This window comes from Vibrio sp. Vb0667, from assembly GCF_033391095.1.
The window spans coordinates 235,340-255,028 of record NZ_JAWPOL010000003.1; the positions used below are offsets into that span (position 1 = coordinate 235,340).

General features: G+C 44.7%; 19 protein-coding genes. 10 read left to right on the forward strand and 9 right to left on the reverse strand.

The genetic code is table 11. The features are described from left to right. Positions 1-143: 143 nt before the first annotated feature. Entirely contained in the window at positions 144-488 is a 345-nt protein-coding gene (locus R8269_RS06270; RefSeq protein WP_005377620.1) for a DUF3802 family protein, read from the forward strand. A 45-nt stretch (positions 489-533) separates the two neighbouring features. Here R8269_RS06270 and R8269_RS06275 read toward each other — a convergent pair whose 3' ends face one another. Further along, positions 534-1,028, reverse strand: coding sequence for an NlpC/P60 family protein (locus tag R8269_RS06275; protein WP_025998640.1), 495 nt, complete (start codon positions 1,026-1,028; stop codon positions 534-536). 134 nt (positions 1,029-1,162) lie between these two features. Between R8269_RS06275 and R8269_RS06280 the strand changes: the two genes are divergently transcribed. The 4 genes from R8269_RS06280 to R8269_RS06295 all read left to right on the forward strand — a co-directional run bounded on the left by R8269_RS06280 (position 1,163) and on the right by R8269_RS06295 (position 4,723). Continuing rightward, positions 1,163-3,181 carry a methyl-accepting chemotaxis protein gene (locus R8269_RS06280; RefSeq protein ID WP_005377618.1) on the forward strand — a complete coding sequence of 673 codons (2,019 nt, stop codon included), beginning with the start codon at positions 1,163-1,165 and terminating at the stop codon, positions 3,179-3,181. A 270-nt stretch (positions 3,182-3,451) separates the two neighbouring features. After that, entirely contained in the window at positions 3,452-3,865 is a 414-nt protein-coding gene (locus tag R8269_RS06285; RefSeq protein ID WP_025766662.1) for an NUDIX hydrolase, read from the forward strand. A gap of 210 nt (positions 3,866-4,075) precedes the next feature. Then, positions 4,076-4,456: a hypothetical protein gene (locus tag R8269_RS06290; protein WP_258515461.1), complete on the forward strand. Its 381-nt coding sequence runs from the start codon at positions 4,076-4,078 to the stop codon at positions 4,454-4,456. 48 nt (positions 4,457-4,504) lie between these two features. Beyond that, positions 4,505-4,723 (forward strand): hypothetical protein, encoded by a 219-nt coding sequence (locus tag R8269_RS06295; RefSeq protein WP_258515460.1) that lies wholly within the window; start codon positions 4,505-4,507, stop codon positions 4,721-4,723. Positions 4,724-4,826: 103 nt separating this feature from the next. Here the strand turns inward: R8269_RS06295 and R8269_RS06300 are convergent, their stop codons facing one another. Further along, entirely contained in the window at positions 4,827-5,642 is an 816-nt protein-coding gene (locus R8269_RS06300; RefSeq protein ID WP_115386406.1) for a sterol desaturase family protein, read from the reverse strand. A 140-nt stretch (positions 5,643-5,782) separates the two neighbouring features. On the opposite strand from R8269_RS06300, the gene R8269_RS06305 reads away from it, so the two are divergent. Both R8269_RS06305 and nagK read left to right on the forward strand, forming a co-directional pair. Then, positions 5,783-6,532: a tRNA-uridine aminocarboxypropyltransferase gene (locus tag R8269_RS06305; protein ID WP_021033873.1), complete on the forward strand. Its 750-nt coding sequence runs from the start codon at positions 5,783-5,785 to the stop codon at positions 6,530-6,532. Positions 6,533-6,707: 175 nt separating this feature from the next. Continuing rightward, positions 6,708-7,616: an N-acetylglucosamine kinase gene (nagK, locus tag R8269_RS06310; RefSeq protein WP_318222484.1), complete on the forward strand. Its 909-nt coding sequence runs from the start codon at positions 6,708-6,710 to the stop codon at positions 7,614-7,616. A 219-nt stretch (positions 7,617-7,835) separates the two neighbouring features. Here nagK and R8269_RS06315 read toward each other — a convergent pair whose 3' ends face one another. From R8269_RS06315 to R8269_RS06340, 6 genes are all read right to left on the reverse strand, one after another. Further along, positions 7,836-8,102 carry a DUF2960 domain-containing protein gene (locus tag R8269_RS06315; RefSeq protein WP_005377584.1) on the reverse strand — a complete coding sequence of 89 codons (267 nt, stop codon included), beginning with the start codon at positions 8,100-8,102 and terminating at the stop codon, positions 7,836-7,838. Between the two features lie 76 nt (positions 8,103-8,178). Further along, positions 8,179-9,957 carry a bifunctional molybdopterin-guanine dinucleotide biosynthesis adaptor protein MobB/molybdopterin molybdotransferase MoeA gene (locus R8269_RS06320; protein WP_318222485.1) on the reverse strand — a complete coding sequence of 593 codons (1,779 nt, stop codon included), beginning with the start codon at positions 9,955-9,957 and terminating at the stop codon, positions 8,179-8,181. Next, a complete protein-coding gene (gene mobA / locus R8269_RS06325) occupies positions 9,954-10,541 on the reverse strand; it encodes a molybdenum cofactor guanylyltransferase MobA (RefSeq protein ID WP_318222486.1) in 588 nt (195 codons plus the stop codon). The genes R8269_RS06320 and mobA overlap by 4 nt, the downstream gene beginning before the upstream one ends. Then, positions 10,519-11,238, reverse strand: a complete 720-nt coding sequence (locus R8269_RS06330) for an energy-coupling factor ABC transporter ATP-binding protein (protein WP_005441550.1) — start codon at positions 11,236-11,238, stop codon at positions 10,519-10,521. The genes mobA and R8269_RS06330 overlap by 23 nt, the downstream gene beginning before the upstream one ends. Before the next feature lie 43 nt (positions 11,239-11,281). After that, on the reverse strand, positions 11,282-11,980 hold the full coding sequence (locus tag R8269_RS06335) for an ABC transporter permease (protein ID WP_005427748.1): 699 nt from the start codon (positions 11,978-11,980) through the stop codon (positions 11,282-11,284). A gap of 6 nt (positions 11,981-11,986) precedes the next feature. Beyond that, positions 11,987-12,805 carry a substrate-binding domain-containing protein gene (locus R8269_RS06340; RefSeq protein WP_005389522.1) on the reverse strand — a complete coding sequence of 273 codons (819 nt, stop codon included), beginning with the start codon at positions 12,803-12,805 and terminating at the stop codon, positions 11,987-11,989. A gap of 334 nt (positions 12,806-13,139) precedes the next feature. On the opposite strand from R8269_RS06340, the gene R8269_RS06345 reads away from it, so the two are divergent. From R8269_RS06345 to R8269_RS06355, 3 genes are all read left to right on the forward strand, one after another. Beyond that, positions 13,140-14,591 carry a sigma-54-dependent transcriptional regulator gene (locus tag R8269_RS06345; RefSeq protein WP_017820677.1) on the forward strand — a complete coding sequence of 484 codons (1,452 nt, stop codon included), beginning with the start codon at positions 13,140-13,142 and terminating at the stop codon, positions 14,589-14,591. Then, positions 14,581-16,620, forward strand: coding sequence for a cache domain-containing protein (locus tag R8269_RS06350; RefSeq protein WP_017820678.1), 2,040 nt, complete (start codon positions 14,581-14,583; stop codon positions 16,618-16,620). Before R8269_RS06345 ends, R8269_RS06350 begins: the two co-directional genes overlap by 11 nt. Before the next feature lie 216 nt (positions 16,621-16,836). Continuing rightward, complete coding sequence (locus R8269_RS06355) at positions 16,837-18,429, forward strand: ABC-F family ATPase (protein ID WP_017820679.1); 1,593 nt, start codon at positions 16,837-16,839, stop codon at positions 18,427-18,429. 240 nt (positions 18,430-18,669) lie between these two features. On the opposite strand, the gene R8269_RS06360 is transcribed toward R8269_RS06355, so the two are convergent. Then, the gene (locus R8269_RS06360; protein WP_017820681.1) at positions 18,670-19,494 is read right to left on the reverse strand and encodes a formate dehydrogenase accessory sulfurtransferase FdhD; all 825 of its coding nucleotides are present in this window, start codon (positions 19,492-19,494) and stop codon (positions 18,670-18,672) included. Between the last annotated feature and the right edge of the window lie 195 nt (positions 19,495-19,689).

A 19,689-nucleotide genomic window follows, 5' to 3' on the forward strand; every position in this document is an offset into this window, starting at 1 on the left:
AAGCTCAATTGTTTGAAAATCATCCAGTTGGTTCGTGAATGTTTGTTAATATGAAATAAGTTAATGAAATTTTCTCGGCATGTCTTACTATTGAAACTATTCTGCTTTCAGCTTCGAAGGCTTGCAATAAACGGAGAAAAACAGTGGTTTTAGAAACCGATGGATATCTCGCTCTTATCGAGCACTTGTCTCTAAATCTAGATATTTTTACGACCGAAATTGGCGACACTGGATCCGAAAGCATCGAAGATGTTGTCACCGATATGGTGGCTTCAAACATCATGGCGATTTTTGAGCAAAATCCAGAACTTCACTCGAGCGTACGCTTCAAATTGTTGAAAGAGGCTGATGCAGTTGTTGAAGATCTTGGTGAGATATTGGCTGGGGTATGGCATAAAAAAGCGACCAATGAACAGATCACGTTCCTTGATGAATACATCGCTCTGGTCAAAAATCTGTTCGATAATGCTGTTGCGACTTACGACTGATATTGTTTTAACTTACAGCAATGTCCGGTTAAAGAGTGAGAGGAGTTACATTGTAACTCTTCTTATTTGCCAAAACTTAGATGCCCAGTATGGGTTGTCGATTCTTGAAATAATCACACCTCTAGACGTCGATGCATGCATGAACTGCTTGTTACCCAAGTAAATTCCGACATGATAAGTTGTACGTCTTGTTTTAAAAAACACTAGATCCCCTTGCTTGGCATCCGTCCAACTTAACTCCACACCTTGCTTTGATTGCTGCTTCGTTGTCCTTGGTAACGAGAGCTGATAAGCCTCAATAAACGCTTTTTGTACAAATGCTGAGCAATCAATTCCAGATTTCTGTGTCCCGCCTAAGCGATAAGGCGTGCCGTGCCACTCTGTGTAAAAGTCGAACAAGTCAGGGTTGTCCGACAATAGCTGATTTGTAGGTGTTGTCACCTGTGCTTGCTCACTAGGCTCAGGCCCAGAAGAGCAGGCGCTTAGTAGCACACTGATTATCAAAGGAAAATATACTCGACGCAAATCACCACCTGTCATCTCTATGACTCACAACTGAAATATTAGTGTCATAACCAATCCATAGTATGGGCTGCAAATCACGGTTTTGTCTCACAAATGTGACGGAATCACTGCAGAACCGATTCGACCTTAAGAAAGAATAAAAATTGATTATGGCAAAGCGAAAACGCTCACGCACATCACTCTCACTGATTCAGGCTGTCAGTGCAACATTTTTAACTATCATTGCTCTTGTTATAGCCCTTTCTGTCTCAAGTTTCAAAGGAATGGAACAGGTAGGGGAACAATTTGAAGACTTGTCGCAAAAAGCATTACCAATCGCGATGGCAAACGCAAAGTTAACCAGGAATGTATTGGAGATGGTTAAGCTACTCAACCATGGTATGCAGATTACTGAGCCGAAAGAGTTGCCTCTCATAAAAGAGCAAATCGACTCTCTTGCAACTCAAAGCACAACTTTGGTTGTGAAAGCGTCTGGTGTAGCTCAGCAACTCTCGGAGGAGTTAGACACCAAACTAGCGCGTTTACATAACATCACGCAGTCCATTTTGTTGAAGCAATCTTCGGTGATACAAATTCAAATGGATATTGATGCCGCTGTTGGTGGGTTTCGCTATGGGCTTAGCTCTATCGGTCCGGAAATGAATCGAATCAGTTCGTTTCTTAGTGCTGATAATCCTGAGTCGAGCGATGCCGCTAACCGTTTCATTGCTTCTGCAAGCTCAATGGAAAGTACGTTCTTAGTCATGATGATGCACTCAGAATTAAACAAAGCCGAAAAAGAATACCGAGAAATGCGAAATCGCATAGCAGGTATTAAACTCGCCTATGAAGACTTCCAATCTTTCCATCCTGAAGTAAGTGAATATGCAAGCTTAACCGCACCATATGAGATGGTGAAACAAGGCTTTAGTGAAAAGGGCGTGCTGCGTTTGATCCTCGCCAAACTAGAACAAGGGGAATTGCAACGTTCAGAGTTTAAACAGGCTTCGATGCTTGCGGATGAAACCATGCGGTTACTTGATCAAATCTCCCAAACCGCTGGTCAGTTGATCGATGAAAAAGAGCGGGTGGTCAACGAGACCATTGAATCGGTCAGCGTTGTGCTCGTGTTTGCGGCGTGTGTGATTTCTTTTATTATTCTGGTTACTTGGTTTAGTCTCAAGTCATGGACAAACCGAGGGTTAAGGAATGTACTAACGCGTCTTTCAGCACTTACCGAACATGATTTTCGTGACAAGGCAGAAGAAGTCGGCCCCTATGAGCTGAAAGAAGTAGCACGAAAGTTGAATCAAGTAATCGATTCCACACATGACTCCATTCAAACGGTGACGCGCAATTGTGAAACGCTTTATCAGACGGCAGAAGTAAGTCACAGTGCAGCCGAACAAACAAGTGATGGGTTGGCAACACAAAATGAAGCGTTGTCGAGTATGATCACGACCATAACGCAGCTTGAAGCCTCTATTCGTGAAATAGCAATGGTGACAAATGCATCTTCACAGGACTCGCTCCTTGCAACCCAACACACTGAAAAAGGGGTTCAAGTCGTGGAACAAAACCGCGAACGTTTGGAGTCATTAGAAAGCTCTTTGGATGTAAATGAACAGTCAATGTTAGAGCTAGACCAGCGTGTTAAACAGATTCGTGAAATGGTGGATATGATCAGTGGGATCGCGGACAACACCAACTTACTTGCTCTCAACGCGGCAATAGAGGCTGCCCGTGCTGGTGAGCAAGGGCGTGGATTTGCGGTTGTCGCTGATGAAGTTCGCAAACTTGCAAGTGATACCTCTCAACAAACTACGAACATCCGAGAAATGATGAGCGAGCTTATTACTGCCGCAGAGCGCTCGCGCCAAGCAGTTAATGATTCAAGAGAAGAAATGACCCACGCGCTACAGTCCAGCAATGAAGTGAAATCGACATTCTCTGATATCAACCTCGCGGTTAAGCACATTCAAGAACGTGTTGAGCAAATCTCAGTTGCTACAGAAGAACAAGAACGAGCGACGGCAGATGTATCTCAATCCATCACACATATTTCTGATCTTGGCGAACGCACAAAGCTGCAGCTTGAGTCTATGGTTGAGAGTTCTGAGCAAGTGGCGGAAATTGCTGGGCACCAGCAAGCAATGCTGCACAAGTATGAGCTTCATCAGACCAAGTAAATGAGATGTTTCCACCGACTAAAAGCAGAACCTCGGTTCTGCTTTTTTGTTACGGCTACTCATTTAATGGCTCCTATTTGCATCGCAAAAGTGAGTTACATCTCATCTCGTTCATTTCTAAAGGGTTTAGTTATCACAACGTGATGTTAATGCTTTGTTCGAGGGACTCGTTGACTAGAATGTCGCCAGAATTCAAAGGAATGAATCATGCAGCTTCATGCGATTTTTTTATATCCAGAGAAAGCTAAAGCCATAAGAAGGAGTGGTTTTGTGATCGATAAAGTTTGCCCCGTCGTTCTACGTAATCAAAATCAAGAGATCCTACTTTTTAAACATCCGTTGGCGGGTGTTCAGCTCGTCAAGGGCACTGTTGAAGTGTTTGATGAAAGTTACATCATAGCGGCCAAGCGGGAGCTCGCTGAGGAGTCTGGTATCACACATGTTCGTTCCGCACGATATTTATGCTCATGGGACAGTGGCTTTCAAAATCAAGCATGGCATTTTGTTTTGTGTGAGTGTGCTGATCTCGCTAATTCATGGCTGTTTCATACGCAAGACGATGGTGGACATGATTTCGCGTTCTTCTGGCACGATGTCGAGAGCGGCCTTCCCGCGAATGCACATACTGTGTTTCAGCGCGGGTTGGAAAAGGTACGAGAGTTGCTAAACCAAGGCGTGATTTAAAGGAGGATTCTGTCGTTGCATTGGCGGATTTGGGACAATGACAAAGCAAACACTATGCTTCTACTAGAAGCAAATAAAGAAGGTAGAGTAGCCGTTACTGTTCTCATCGTGTTGATAATGGCACTGTCGATCTCAAAAATGGCGATGAGATTACAAATGTTTAAGTGACTTCTATATGCTTTGCTCATTCATTCAGATAAGGAAACGGTAATGGATAAATTCGTCTTGTTTCTCTTATGCCTTTTTATGACAGTTGGCGGAGTGGTTCATCTTTATGACAACATTGTTGGTGGCTTTTTACCTTACGATTTTGCGCCACGCTGGTTGAATATGTATTGGAGCGCTTTGGGACTATTGGACTTATTAGCAGTGTATCTATTGGTCAAGCATCGCCGCTCTGGCATAGTCGTTATGTTATTGATTCTTATAACCAATGTTATCTTTAGTTCCCACGCTCACTATACATTAGAAATATTAGATAACAACGTCGCCCTACAAATGAAGACACTGTTTTTAGGGTTCTCATTTGGGGTATCTATCTGGTTATGGAATGCGCGAAAACATAGTCAATCGCGCCAAATATTTCGTTAATTATTATTTTCACAACACTCGATTAAGGATTGTAAACAGGGACTCGTTATGAACGATTTTAAAGACTTGGCCAGTTTTGCTGGTTTCAGCGTACTGACAGGTTTGAGCTTTGCCACCACTTTCTTCAGCCTTGCTTTTCTATACAGCTCAATAGAGGCACAGCAAGTAATGAACACCAATGCTTTGGCATCTGCAGTGCTTGGTGTTGTTGGTTTATTTGTTGGTATTACTCAGCTAAACAAAAAGCGTCAGCTAGCAGAAAACTAATCTGTTCTTACACATCATGAGGATGAAGTAGTGTTTAACTGGGGTTTAGGCTTGGTCTATTCGTTTTGTTGACATACTTCATCCAACAATATTTTTTCAACCATTACTTCTTCTCTTTATTGTAGCGAAAGGGCTGCGTTAACAGCTTATCTAATCTTTGCTCTTCTTCGTCTCTAATTTCCGGCACACCAATAACAACATCTTCATGACCCAACTTAGGCTGAGCTCGGTATGTCCCAAGAAAGCGGTCCCAAACTGAAAGGAAAAAACCAAAGTTTGAGTGGGTCTCTTTTACTATCACTGAATGGTGCACGCGATGCATGTCTGGTGTAACGATGACGTTTCGCAGTTTTTGGTCCATAGATAAAGCCAGTTTTGCATTACTGTGATTAAACATCGCGCTCGCATTAAGCACAATTTCAAATACCACAATTCCGATAGGTGAAACACCTAAGATAAACACGGCTGCAATTTTTACTCCCATTGAAATGATTATTTCGAAGGGATGAAAGCGTGCGCCTGTAGTGACGTCTATGTCGAGATCGGCGTGATGCATTCGGTGAATCTTCCACAGCGGTTTTACATGATGAAAGACAACATGCTGAGCGTAAATGACGAAATCAAGCAAAATGACGGTTAGAAAAATATTTAACCAAGCGGGGAGGGACAGAATATTCAGCAGCCCCCATTGTTGCTCCTGAGCTATGACCGCAGCTTGAAAGGCGGCGATAGGCATGATTAAAGCAATAACTAGGCTGTTAAAAGCAACCAATGACAAGTTATTGACCCAGCGAAACCTGCGCGAAGCGGTCAGTGTTTTTCTAGGCAATTTGTTCTCCCAAATGGCACAAAGCAATAATACGCCAAGGAAAAAGCCTAATCTGAGCCATGAGGGTTCTTGAAATGTCGTTTCTGTCACTGTCATTCCCTTATTTATTTCTTTATCTATGACCGAGATAAGAGTGAAATTATTTCAACACACTGCTGATGGGCTTATCTTGAGGCGAAACCATAATATCAGTAGAATCGCGCTCTACTTTTTACTTGGCATTACTTACCATGAGAATTCACGCTTTCCACCGTTTATATCAGTACCGACAATCTATCTCAACCAAGCCTTTCAACGCGCGTGGATGTAAAGTGGTTCGTTGTCAATATTGCCAGGTTTCTGAGCAACACTGTTTGTGCGACCTTCAGCCAAACATCAAGGCCAATATTGCATGTATGTTGATTGTTTCTGAAAACGAAGTGTTTAAGCCAAGTAATACCGGTCGTCTAATCGCTGATACGATTCAAGAGACTTACGTGTATCAATGGAACCGAACAGAACCGTCTGAAGAGATGCTAGCGCTACTACAGGATGACAGTTACCAACCGGTGATTGTATTTCCTGCAGACTATGTGGATGATCCCTCTCGTTTAATTGAAGATCTAGAGCCAGGGCGATTGGTAAAAGAAGATGTCGAGAACAAAAAATGGTTGCTGATCTTTATTGATGGTAGCTGGCGTGAGGCGCGAAAGATATTCCGTCGTTCTGATTTTCTTAAATCTTTGCCTGTGCTTTCCATTGAGCCGGAATCTCTGTCTGAATACATCATGCGCCGCTCCGAGAATGAGCAGCATCTTTCAACCGCCGAAGTCGCGACATTAGTTTTAAAACAAGCTGGTGAGCCGAAAGCTGCGGAATGCCTTCAATTGTGGTTTGAAGCCTTCAGAGAAACTTACATGCTGAGCAAGACTCGAGTCAAAAACGACCCTAACCAGCCACACTTGAAACGTTTCAAAGAGTGGATGAAAACCGAGAGCTGACTCTAAGGAATGAGCTTTTGTTGATGGTATGTTGTTCAACTGGCTTCGGTGAGGGGATAAATCTGCATTCGGTCACGGTTTGCAGGCGTACAGATATGGATAATGCCATCAGTTTATACTTTTGACTCTAGCCATTTTTGAGAGTCGTTTGAAGCATTTTTTAGGAGAGAAATACATGTATTACGGCTTTGATGTCGGTGGCACTAAAATTGAATTTGGTGCATTTAACGAGAAGCTTGAGCGTGTAGCGACGGAACGTGTACCTACACCAACAGACAACTACGAGCTGCTGGTTGATACCATTACGGAATTGGTGAATAAATACGATACAGAGTTTGGCTGCGAAGGTACGATTGGTCTTGGCCTACCAGGTATGGAAGACGCCGATGATGCAACGGTACTAACAGTTAACGTTCCTGCGGCAAAAGGCAAACCACTTCGTGCTGATCTAGAAGCTAAAATCGGTCGCAGCGTAAAAATTGAAAACGATGCAAACTGTTTCGCGCTTTCTGAAGCCTGGGACGAAGATCTTCAAGATGAACCATCTGTACTAGGTTTGATCCTTGGTACTGGTTTTGGTGGCGGCTTTATCTACGAAGGCAAAGTATTCTCTGGCCGCAACCACGTAGCGGGTGAGGTGGGTCACACACGTCTTCCTATCGACGCATGGTTCCACCTAGGCGAAAACGCACCATTACTGGGTTGTGGCTGTGGCAACAAAGGCTGTTTAGATAGTTACCTATCTGGTCGTGGTTTCGAGCTTCTTTACGCGCATTACTACGGCGAAGAGAAGAAAGCGATCGACATTATTAAAGCGCACGCAGAGGGTGAAGAGAAAGCAGTAGAGCACGTCGAGCGCTTTATGGAGCTGCTAGCGATCTGCTTTGCAAACCTGTTTACTGCAACAGACCCACACACCGTTGTACTTGGTGGCGGCTTATCTAACTTCGAATTGATTTACGAAGAGATGCCAAAACGCATCCCTAAACACTTATTGTCTGTGGCTAAGTGTCCTAAGATCATCAAAGCAAAACACGGTGATTCAGGTGGTGTACGCGGCGCTGCGTTCTTAAACATCAAGTAATGACTTAAACCTTACTCGATATAAAGTAAGAAGAAATTTAAAGCCCCGTTTAGACTTTCAAGGTTAAACGGGGCTTTTACTTATATACCGAAGTAACTTGTATACCCAAGTAACTCATATACCTAAGTAATTTCGGTATGCTCGGGTATGGATCATGAACAAAAGTAGCATGCATAAAAAACTCACGACGAATCGTGAGTTTTCTGTTTGCAGCTAAGCTTATTTGTTCTTTTTGCCTACGCCCAGGTTTTCTTTTTGAGCTAGGGTGATTTTGCTAAAGCCTAATTTTCTGAAGTAGTTGTCGCGGTAGTTTCGCACCGCTTTAGTGTCAGACACTGCTTCGATTTGTTGCTCCATCTTTAGGAACTCAGTGATATCGATACCTTCGGCTTCTGCAACTGCTTCTTGAATGTTGCGGTGTTGCTGGTATGAGAACGTCAGTTCTTTGTCTTGGTCTTTGTAAGTGTAAAGAATGGTGCGAGCCATAGCTGTCTCTCTGAAAAGGTTTCTGTATATTAAACAAAAAGGCCAGACTCGCTGACCTTTGAATTTCTAGTTTGAGCTAGATTCTGCCTTGAAGTGGGATAATTGTCACGCTTTCTCCCGCCTTTACTGTATCAATAGCTGGGGAGATTTCGATCAAACAGTTTGCCTCACTCATTGAGCGTAAAATACCAGAGCCTTGCTTGCCTGTTGTACGAACGGTTAAACGGCCAGTGTTATCCAGTTCATAGATTCCTCGACTAAACTCGGTACGACCTTGGCGAGAGCGAAGGTTTTCAGTCGCGATGGCATTCACTTTCAGAGGCTTCCAGCCTTGTTCGCCTTGCATCTTACGCAGTGCAGGCTCGACAAAGTTGATGAATGAAACCATCACGGCAACAGGGTTGCCCGGCAGACCAAAGAACGGCTTGTTGTTGATTTGACCAAACGCTAATGGACGTCCCGGACGCATGTTGATTCGCCAAAAATCTATTTGACCAAGTTTATCCAAGGCAAGTTTGATGTAATCCGCATCACCAACAGATATGCCACCAGAAGTCATAACCACGTCCGCTTGCGCCGATGCGTTTTCCAACGCTTCAATCATTAACTTTTCGTTGTCTTCCAGAATACCGAAGTCCAAGATCTCGCAGCCGAGCTTTTCAAGCATGCCCATGATGGTAAAACGGTTGGAATCGTAGATAGAATTCGCTTTTTGCTCTGTTCCCGGCGCTTGTACTTCGTCACCGGTGGAGAACACGGCAACTTTCACTTTGCGGAACACATTCGCTTCACCAAAACCAAGCGAAGCGATCATGCCCATTTCTGGAGAGGCTAGGCGAGTGCCTGCGGTAAAGACGTCACTGCCGATAGCGAGATCTTCACCTGCTTGACGAACGTTTTGGCCTGCTTTGATATTCGCACCGTTAAAGGTGACCTTGTCACCTTCTTGAGAGGCTTGCTCACGCATGACCACTGTGTCGCCGTTACGTGGTGTTGGTGCGCCAGTCATGATCTTCACCGCTTGACCAACGTCCAGAGGTTGATCGTAAGCATGGCCCGCCATCACTTCAACAACCACTTGGTAGCTATCACGGTCAACATCATCACTGCGGATGGCATAACCGTCCATCGCGGAGTTGGTGTATTGCGGCACATTTACTGGTGAAACGATATGTTCCGCAAGAACGCGGCCATAGGCGTTTTCAATCTTGCATGCTTCTATTTCCGAAACCGTGTTCACCAAAGAAAGGATTTTCTCTTGGCCTTGAACCACAGAAAGGAAAGCAGGAGAAAGTGTGTCGCAACATGCGGCTTCTTTCTCTTTGTTTTTTGGTGCTTTCGCTTCTTGAACATACTGAATAACGAACTGAGCAATCGCTTCAAGATCATTGATGTTCATTTGTGGCAGTTCAGAGTCCAACTCGCCGCCGTCTGAAGCGATAGCGATGATGTTTTCATCGTTTGGATAAAGCCAAGGCTTGCCGACTTCTTCACGGTGCAATTCGATTTTAGGAAACGCGATGTTTTTGCAGCCTTCGACCAAAACCACATCAAGCATGTCTTCATCAAAACGTGTTAATAGGAATTCAAACTCCGCTTCGGCTTCTGGCGTTTCTGTCATTAACGCAAAACGGTTGCGAGAAGCAATCAGCATTTGAGATGCGCCAGCTTTGCGTAAACGGTAGCTGTCTTTACCCGGCTTATCGACATCGAAGTTGTGGTGCGCATGTTTTAGCATGCCAATGCGTAAACCTGCTTCGGTCAGCTTTGGCAATAGGGCTTCAAGTAGCGTGGTTTTGCCCGTACCAGAGTAGGCAGCAAAACCAAGAATAGGGATGTTTAGCGTGTGTTTCATGATTCGAGTTGTCCAAATTGCGCCAATTCTTCAGGCGTATTTAAGTTGACGAAACAGTTTGGTGAGTCGCTAAAGTCAACGTAACTGGTGTTGCACTCTTTGTAGAGTAGGATGATCTTACGATCGCCACGTTCTAAAAACGCGGTCAGCTTTGGCAGTACGCGCTTGTGATAAAGCGTGAAGACAGGCTGCTGGTGGTCGCCATCATGAGCAACCAAAATATCGGTGTCTTCTTTTACTGCGCTGCAAAAACGTTCAACAAGATCAGTGTTGATTTGAGGGCTGTCACAAGGGACGAAGCCAACCCAATCGGTTTCTGCATGAACCAAGCCCGCGTGGATACCGCCCATCGGACCTGGGAAATCTTTAAATTGATCGCTGAAGACGAAACCAAACGCACGGTAGGCGTCTTGGTTTCGGTTCGCATTGATTAGAATGCGTGGTGTTTGCGGAGATAAACGTTCGATAACGTGTTCGATGAGTGGCTTCTGATTCAGTTCGATCAGACCTTTGTCTTTTCCACCCATACGGCTGGCTTGACCACCAGCCAAAATGACCCAACTAGTTTGTGTTGGCTGAAGCATATGCGTTCTCTTGGGATGTTTCTTTTGGTATGACATACAAGAGTGGAGACTCTACCAAAGTCTTGTCTTTAATCCACCACTGTTTTTTACATAAATCCGTCAACGCGTTCGCTTGGTGGCTAGTCACAACAATACTAGAACCGCGATCAAGCAGATCTTTTGCCATGATAACCAGACGTTCAATCGACTCTTGGTCGAGAGAGGCACTTGGTTCGTCCATCAACAAAATCGATGGTTTTAAGATCCAAGCTCGTGCCATTGCTACGCGTTGCTTCTCACCGCCGGACAATACAGAGATGTGTTCGTCGGCTAAGGTTTCTAACCCTACCATGCGTAGCGCACTAATAACTTGAGCTCGCTTATCTTTTGCCGTGTCTTGTTGATATTTTACTCCATAAACGACGTTTTCATAAACAGTGCCGTCAAAAAGGTAAGGAGACTGATGGAGATAAATCACGTCAACACGACCATTGCGACGCGTCCACTTCTTCAACCAAGTATCTTTCGGTGCCACCACTTTACCCGTTGAAGGCTTGAGCAAACCTGCAAGGATCTTGAGTAGGGTGGTTTTACCAACGCCATTGTCACCTTTTAGGTAAATCGCGTCGTTTGGACCAATGGCCAATTCAGGGATGTGGAAAAGCACACGCTCTTTAAAGCGCATGGACAATTGCTCGGCGGTAATTTTTATAGTCATAATTCACCCTTACATTGGGTCGATGGCGAGTCGATTGCTTGCTTCATGTTCTTAGATAGCCTTTGCCTCTCATGCTCGATAAGAGGAAGTTGAGCGCTAACGCTAACGATAGTAATACAATTCCTAATGCAACTCCTTGCGCAAAAGCACCTTTACTACTTTCCATAGCAATGGCAGTCGGAATATTACGGGTTACGCCCATAATGTTGCCACCAACCATCATTGAACAGCCTACCTCTGTGACGATTCGTGAGAATCCCGCAATGATAGCCGCCAATAAAGGAAAACGTGTCTCCCAGATCATAGTAGCAGCGATACGAGGGATTGACGCACCTAACGTAATCGCTGTTTCAACTGCGCGACGGTCACTCGATTGAAGCGCGCCGTGCATCATGGAAACCAGAACCGGAAAACAGACGATCATTTGTCCTAAGATCATGGCTTTTTGCGTAAACAGCATTTGCCAATCACCCAAAGGCCCTGCTCTTGAAAGCATCATGTACAACAGCAAACCAATCACGACCGTTGGCACCGCCTGTAAGGTGTTCACAATGGACAGCAAGAACCACTTACCACGGAAGTCGGTGTAGGCAAGGACAAAGGACATCAAAATAGACGGCAATACCACCAAAGATATTGCCGTAATAGAAACACTAAAGGAGACCGCAACGATCTCCCATAGGTCTGCATCAAAATTCACCAGTAAGCGAAGCGCTTCCAGTGTTGTATCAGCAAGATTCATATTGCGTTATTTGCTCTCAGCATTCGCAACAAACAGTTGTTTACCGTTTAGGCGGAAACCATTGATAAGTTCCTGTCCGCGAGGGTTTACCAACCAATCACTGAATGCCTTCGCACCTTGGTAGTTAATCGTTGGGTAACGCTCAGGGTTAACAAGAATAACTTGGTACGGGTTAAACAGTTTTTCATCGCCTTGGAACAGAATTTCTAGATCCAATTTGTTTTGGTAAGCCAGCCATGTGCCGCGATCCGTCATGGTGTAGCCTTGCATTTCAGACGCCATGTTTAGAGTTGGGCCCATACCTTGACCTACGCTACGGTAGCCACCAAAGTTCGGTTCGATTTTAGTTTGAGCCCAGAAGCCCATTTCTTTTTTGTGTGTACCAGAATCATCGCCGCGAGAGATGAACGTTGCGTTTTTGTTTGCGATCTCTTTGAATACATCTAACACGCCTTCGTCATTTTTGATTGTTGCTGGGTCAGCTTTCGGGCCTACAATCACAAAGTCGTTGTACATTAGCTTGCGAGGTAAAACGCCGTAGCCTTTCTCAACAAATGCGCCTTCAGCTTTTGGTGCATGTGTCATCACCAAATCTACGTCACCGTTTTCGCCCATTTTTAAGGCTTTACCAGTACCTGCAGCAATAACATCGACTTTGTAGCCCGTGTCTTTTTCAAATTGTGGAAGCAGGTAATCAAGTAAACCTGAATGGTAAGTACTGGTTGTGGTTGCAAGGCGAACGTGTTCTCCGTCTTGAGCAGAAAACGCAGAGTAACTTACAAGCGTGATTGACGTTGCAGCCAGAGTTAGCGCAATTTTTTTCATTTTTATGTGTTCCTTTCCAATGATTCTTTGGAATCTCTCCAGGTTTTAGGGAGAAGCCTTTTTGGACGAGAGCGATTAGCGTAATACGCAAGTTGTCTCAGGGTGTTGGAATAAGCAAACATCAACATCCTGAGATCACTTAAATGGGCTCCGTATCCACCTTATAGCAAACAAGATGCCAACCTTTTACAAGCTTAAAGTGCTTGGTTTATGCACTAAATCATGGGGTTATTTGCATAAAAGTTTGCGTTGGTACAAAATGTCGCACTTTTTGTAGGGTATCTCTGTTTAAACTTGGTACACTCTGTCCCATCGAAATCCATCTGGGGTAAATATGTCTACTCAATCCCATCTTAGTACAAACCAACAATATAGCGCCTTTTCCGTACTGGTCGTCGATGATGAATTAGGCATGCAAGCCATCTTGAAAAAGGCATTGGGTAAGCTTTTTTCACATGTCGATACAGCTGGTAGCATCGAAGAAGCAGAACAACTGCGTAATTCTCGACATTATGATCTGATCTTACTGGATATTAATCTGCCAGGGCGTTCTGGAATTGAGTGGGAAGAAGCGTTTGAAGATGATGACAAACGTGCCGATGTGATTTTTATGACGGGTTATGCGGATTTAGAAATTGCCATTCGAGCGCTACAGCTCGGTGCTTCCGACTTTATCCTCAAACCATTCAACCTTGAGCAGATGTTAAAAGCGGTCAGTCGCTGTATGGATCGCCGTTTGAACGAACGCATGCAGTACGCCATGACACGCGATTACCAACGTCACAATACCTCAGAGATCATCGGCGGCTCAGAAAAAACGCGCCTGCTTAAGCAACTTATTAACCAATTTGCACCATCACGCGCTTCTGTTTTGGTGGAAGGTGAGTCGGGTACGGGTAAAGAGCTAGTTGCACGAGGTATCCACCAGGCGAGTGGGAGAACGGGCCCGTTTGTGCCAATCAACTGCGGCGCGATTGCACCTGAGCTTTTAGAGAGTGAGTTATTTGGTCATACATCGGGCGCGTTTACCGGTGCAAAAAAATCGCGTGAAGGTTTGTTCCGTGTTGCGAACGGTGGCACCTTATTTCTTGACGAAATCGGGGAGATGCCACTTGCAATGCAGGCATCATTATTACGTGTGTTAGAGCAGCGTACGATTCGCCCTGTCGGTTCAGAAAGAGAGATCAGTATTGATGTCCGTATCGTAGCGGCAACCAACCGAAACCTGCAAGAAGAGGTCAATCAAGGTAATTTCCGCAGTGACCTCTATTACCGTTTAAACGTTCTGAAAATTGAAGTGTGTCCGCTGCGAGAGCGCAAAACCGACTTATTTGAGTTGGTGCCATTTTTCAGCAACATGCTGACGCGCGAGCTCGGTATGCCTGCGCCCAAATGGGCGCACGAGGACATGGAAGCCATGAGTGAGTACGATTGGCCGGGAAACATTCGTGAGCTGAAAAACTTGATTGAGCGTTGTATCTTGCTTGGCAAACCACCTGCACACTATTGGCGAGAGCTGAATGGCGGGCATTCACTGCCTAATGTATCGATTACTGTTTCTCACTCTGCTGAGTTACCAACCTTTAGAGAAGGCAAAGAATTTACTGGCGAAGGCTATCCAAACAGCTGGACGTTAAAAGAAGTCGAGAAAGCACATATTAAACAAGTCGTTAACTTGCATGAAGGCAATAAGTCTGCTGCTGCTCGTGACTTGGGCGTAGCTCGCAAGACCTTAGAACGTAAATACAAAGAATGGGATTCTGAGGATGAGGAATATGCCGACTAACGGCCCACAGTACAAAGGATTGTCAAAATGGACGCACCGTTTTAAAACCATGGTGCGTTATCGCTTGTTATTCTTAACCTCTGCGCCGATTTTCCTCACATTGTTAGCTCTGATCGGCATTACCATTTATTGGTCTATTCATTACACGTGGCAAAATGCGCTGCTTGATGTCTCGGAACGTCTTGGTGTTGCAAATAACAGTGTAACGTTGTTACAGCAAAAGCAAGCCAATTACGTGCGGGCGTTTGCCGATTCGTACGATTTCCGTATTCGCATTAATAAAGGAACGCCACAAGGTGACCTGCAAAAGTGGGTCACAGAGCAGAAGAAAAGATATGCTTTAGATTTTCTCTCTTTCCAACGCGTTAATTCCATGGAAAACAAATTCCGCTTTATGGATCTCACCAAGCGCGAATCGTTTTTTGATGTACTCAATAAAGAAGAACTCGAACGCCTCGATCCTGAACTCGCCAAACGAGCAGAAGTGCCTATTCTTGCTGATGGTGACAGGGAGGCGCGTGGGTTAGTCAGTCGAACCGTGATTCCGGTATACAGCCAAGCGAATGATTTGATCGGCTTTCTGGATGGTGGTTTGCTCCTTAACAATAGTACAGTGCTGGTGGATCAAATCCGCGATCTCATTTACTTAAGTGATAATGACCGCCTTCGCCCTGTGGGTACGTTGACGGTATTTCTCGATGATTTGCGTGTGAGCACCAACGTTCCTCTAGACAGCGATCATAGACTAGGGCGCGCCATAGGCACTCGCGTGAGCGCAGAAGTGTATAACCAAGTACTTTCGAAGGGTGAACAGTGGGTTGACCGAGCATATGTGTATGACGCTTGGTATATTACGGCGTATCAACCGATCAAAGACCAATACGACAACGTCATTGGTATGCTTTATACCGGTTACCTAATGTGGCCATTCGTTAAAGCCTACATGACCAACATTGCCGAAATCAGCTTGATTACGGTTATGTTATTGCTGGTTTCTGGCGTGATGGTATATCGCGGTTCTTATGATCTGTTTCGACCGATCGAACGCATTCACAAAGTGGTGAAGCAGGTCCAACAAGGTAAAGAAAAACGGATTGGCCCGTTAGGATTAGATGCCGATCATGAACTTGCGCAGTTAGCCAGACAGTTTGATGATATGTTAGACGCGCTAGAAGAGCGCAAAATTGAACTGAAAAACTCCGCAGCTCAACTTGAATGCAAAGTTCAAGAGCGTACGGCAAGCCTGAGAGAAAAAACCCAAGATCTTGAGCTGCATATTCAATTGCTTAACCAAACTCGCGACAAACTCGTTGTTCATGAAAAACTGGCAGCATTGGGAGAACTCACCGCGGGGATTGCTCACGAAATTAATAACCCAACCGCCGTGATTCTTGGCAACGTAGAATTGATCCATTTTGAGTTGGGTGACGATGCAAGTCGAGTACAAGAAGAAATTGATGCGATTCACGCGCAAATTGATCGTATCCGCAATATCACACGCAGTTTATTGCAATACAGTCGCCAAGGCGGTGTTCAAGATGAAATCACTTGGCAACATGTCAATCCTATCATTGATGAAAGCATCACCTTGGTTAAAACTGGCACCAAGAAACGCGACGTTGAGTTTGTGACTGACCTACAAGCGCATACGTCCGTCGAGATAAACCGTCACCACTTGCTACAAATCTTAGTTAATTTGCAAATGAACGCCATTCACGCAATGAGCGGTAAAGGCACGTTAACAGTAGTCAGTGAAGACTGGATTGACGAGGGAGAAGTGAAAGGAGCCGCGATTCATGTTATCGATGAGGGCTGCGGTATTAAACCAGAAAACTTGAGTCGAATCTTCTCGCCATTTTACACAACGAAACGAGAAGGCACAGGGTTAGGGCTATCGGTCTCCCAAAGTATTCTCAGCCAAACGGGTGGTGAGTTAAAAGCAGAGTCTGAATGGGGAAAAAGCAGTAAATTCAGTATTTATTTACCTAAAAAAGCCGAACTGATCCTAGAGGTGACGAACATCGCTTAGTCACTTTTTTGAAGTATTAATGGAAAAAGAGCCACTGACGATAGTGGCTCTTTTTTGTATTTAATGACGCATTTATGTTTGCGCTTTTGCTTCTTAGAAACCTTACAATGATTTTACTTGGAGTGAATTAATAAAAACAACACTTGCAGTATGTAGCATGAACAAGTACCGTTGCCCGGTTTTTCTAAATACACCCCAATTGCTAAGGTAAAGGTTTTGATCTCCACAGCGAATATTACTCAACAATTCGGCGCTAAGCCGCTATTCGAAAACATTTCAGTTAAGTTCGGCGAAGGCAATCGCTATGGCTTAATTGGAGCTAACGGTTGTGGTAAATCAACCTTTATGAAGATCCTCAGCGGCGAGCTTGAGCAAACCAGTGGTAACGTAAGCTACGATCCAAACGAGCGCGTTGCAAAACTGAACCAGGACCAGTTCGCTTACGAAGAATTTACGGTAATCGATACCGTTATCATGGGTCATAAAGAGCTATGGGAAGTGAAGAAAGAGCGTGACCGTATCTACTCACTTGCTGAAATGAGTGAAGAAGACGGCATGAAAGTGGCTGACCTAGAAGTTCAGTTTGCGGAAATGGACGGCTACATGGCAGAAGCCAAAGCGGGCGAACTTCTTCTTGCGGTGGGTATTCCAATGGAGCAGCACTTCGGTCTAATGAGTGAAGTAGCACCAGGCTGGAAACTTCGTGTGCTTCTAGCGCAGGTTCTATTCGCAGACCCAGATGTGATGCTTCTTGACGAACCTACCAACAACTTGGACATGGACACAATCCGTTGGTTGGAAGACACGCTAAACGCGCGTAACTGCACAATGATCATCATTTCGCACGACCGTCACTTCCTAAACTCAGTATGTACACACATGGCTGACTTGGACTACGGTGAACTACGTGTTTACCCAGGTAACTACGACGAGTACATGACGGCGGCTTCTCAAGCTCGCGAACGTCTACTAAACGACAACGCTAAGAAGAAAGCACAAATCGCTGAGCTACAAACTTTCGTTGCGCGTTTCTCTGCAAACGCATCGAAAGCAAAACAAGCGACATCTCGTGCGAAGCAAATCGACAAGATCAAACTGGACGAAGTGAAAGCGTCTAGCCGTCAAAACCCATTTATTCGTTTTGAACAGTCTAAAGAGCTGTTCCGTAACGCTCTGATTGTAGAAAACCTGAGCCAAGGTTTTGAAGAGGACTTGTTCTCAGACTTCAATGCAATTTTTGAAGTGGGAGAGCGCGTTGCGATCATCGGTGAAAATGGTGTGGGTAAAACAACACTTCTAAACACGCTTGCTGGTGTACTTGAACCGCGTGCTGGTGAGTTCAAATGGTCTGAAAATGCAAACATCGGTTACTACGCGCAAGACCACGCGCATGACTTTGCAGAAGATATGAATCTAACGGATTGGATGGGTCAATGGCGTCAAGAAGGTGATGACGAGCAAGTCGTTCGTAGTTTCCTTGGTCGTATGCTGTTTGGTCAAGATGACATTAAGAAGTCAGTAAAAGTACTGTCTGGTGGTGAGCAAGGTCGTATGCTGCTTGGTAAGCTAATGATGCACAAGCCAAACATGCTGCTAATGGACGAACCAACCAACCACATGGACATGGAATCAATTGAATCTTTGAACACGGCGCTTGAGCAATACAAAGGCACGTTGTTCTTCGTCTCTCACGACCGTGTATTCGTAGACTCACTAGCAACGCGTATTATCGAAATCCGCGATGGTAAAATCACAGACTTTAAAGGCACTTACTCTGAGTTCCTAAAATCTCGTGGCGTTGACGCGTAATTACTCGCAAAGCGTTTAAAAAGCAAAAGCCTCGCTATTTAGCGAGGCTTTTTTGATATTTGGCCTTAATCCTTAAACTGACCGGTTATATACGCATAGATCCCGACCACGCCAAAGGTAATAATCATAGAAAGCATGATACCGCTGGGCGTAAGCAGAAAATTCCACAATTGGTCATTATTCATAGTCCACATCCTCTGTGAATCCGCATTATTGGTTTTAGTTTACACTGAAAAGGTGTTATTGGTTGCCTTTTACATCAAATTCAACCTTGTCGGCTCCTGTAAACACTTGGAAGCGCAAACCTTTCGCACGCGCAATGGTCGTAATACCAAATTGCTTCGCTAGATCTAACCCCATTTGAGTAACGCCAGAGCGAGAAAGCAGAACAGGAATGCCCATTTGAGCCACTTTAATCACCATCTCTGATGTAAGGCGACCAGTTGTGTAGAAAATTTTATCTTCACCTGTTTCTTCTTTGAGCCACATCTCACCTGCAAGTGTATCCACTGCGTTGTGACGGCCGACATCTTCCACAAATGATAACACCTCATTACCTTTGCAAACCGCACAGCCGTGTACTGCGCCCGCTTTTTTGTAGGTGTCGTTGTAATGAGTTAACGCTTCCAGCGCAGAATAAATTTCTGACTGCTTAAGAGGAACTTGAGGCACTTGATAATTTTCAAGCTGCTTCATCACGTTGCCATACATAGTGCCTTGGCCACAACCTGAGGTGACGGTTTTCTTTTTCAGGGCGCCTTCTAAGTGCTCAGTGTTTTCTTTAGTAATCACCGCTGCGGAATGCGTTTCCCAGTCAATAATAACGGATTCAATCGCGGCTGGATCGGACAGGAAGCTTTGGTTTTTTAAATAACCCAGTACTAGTGCTTCTGGACGCGAACCTAGCGTCATGAGCGTGACCACTTCTTTCCAGTTCAGCATGACCGTAAGAGGACGCTCGCAAGCGATTTGCTTCGTGAGCTTTTCGCCGTACTCGTCATACACATCGACTTCAATGGTTTGCAGGGGATTTTCACTGGTTTTAATAATATTTGGTTTCAGCACAGTCGTGTCCTAGTGATTAAGAGCGTTAGGTTGCTACGCATTTTAGCTTTTTAAATGGCTAGCAAATCTCATTCCAAAATAGCGGTTCCCACAGAAATTGCGAGGTTTTATGTCAACAATGCATTAAAACTGCGAGTTCGCAGTAATGACACATCAATACATTTGAGTTTCGTCTAGTTTGGTACTTATAGCCTG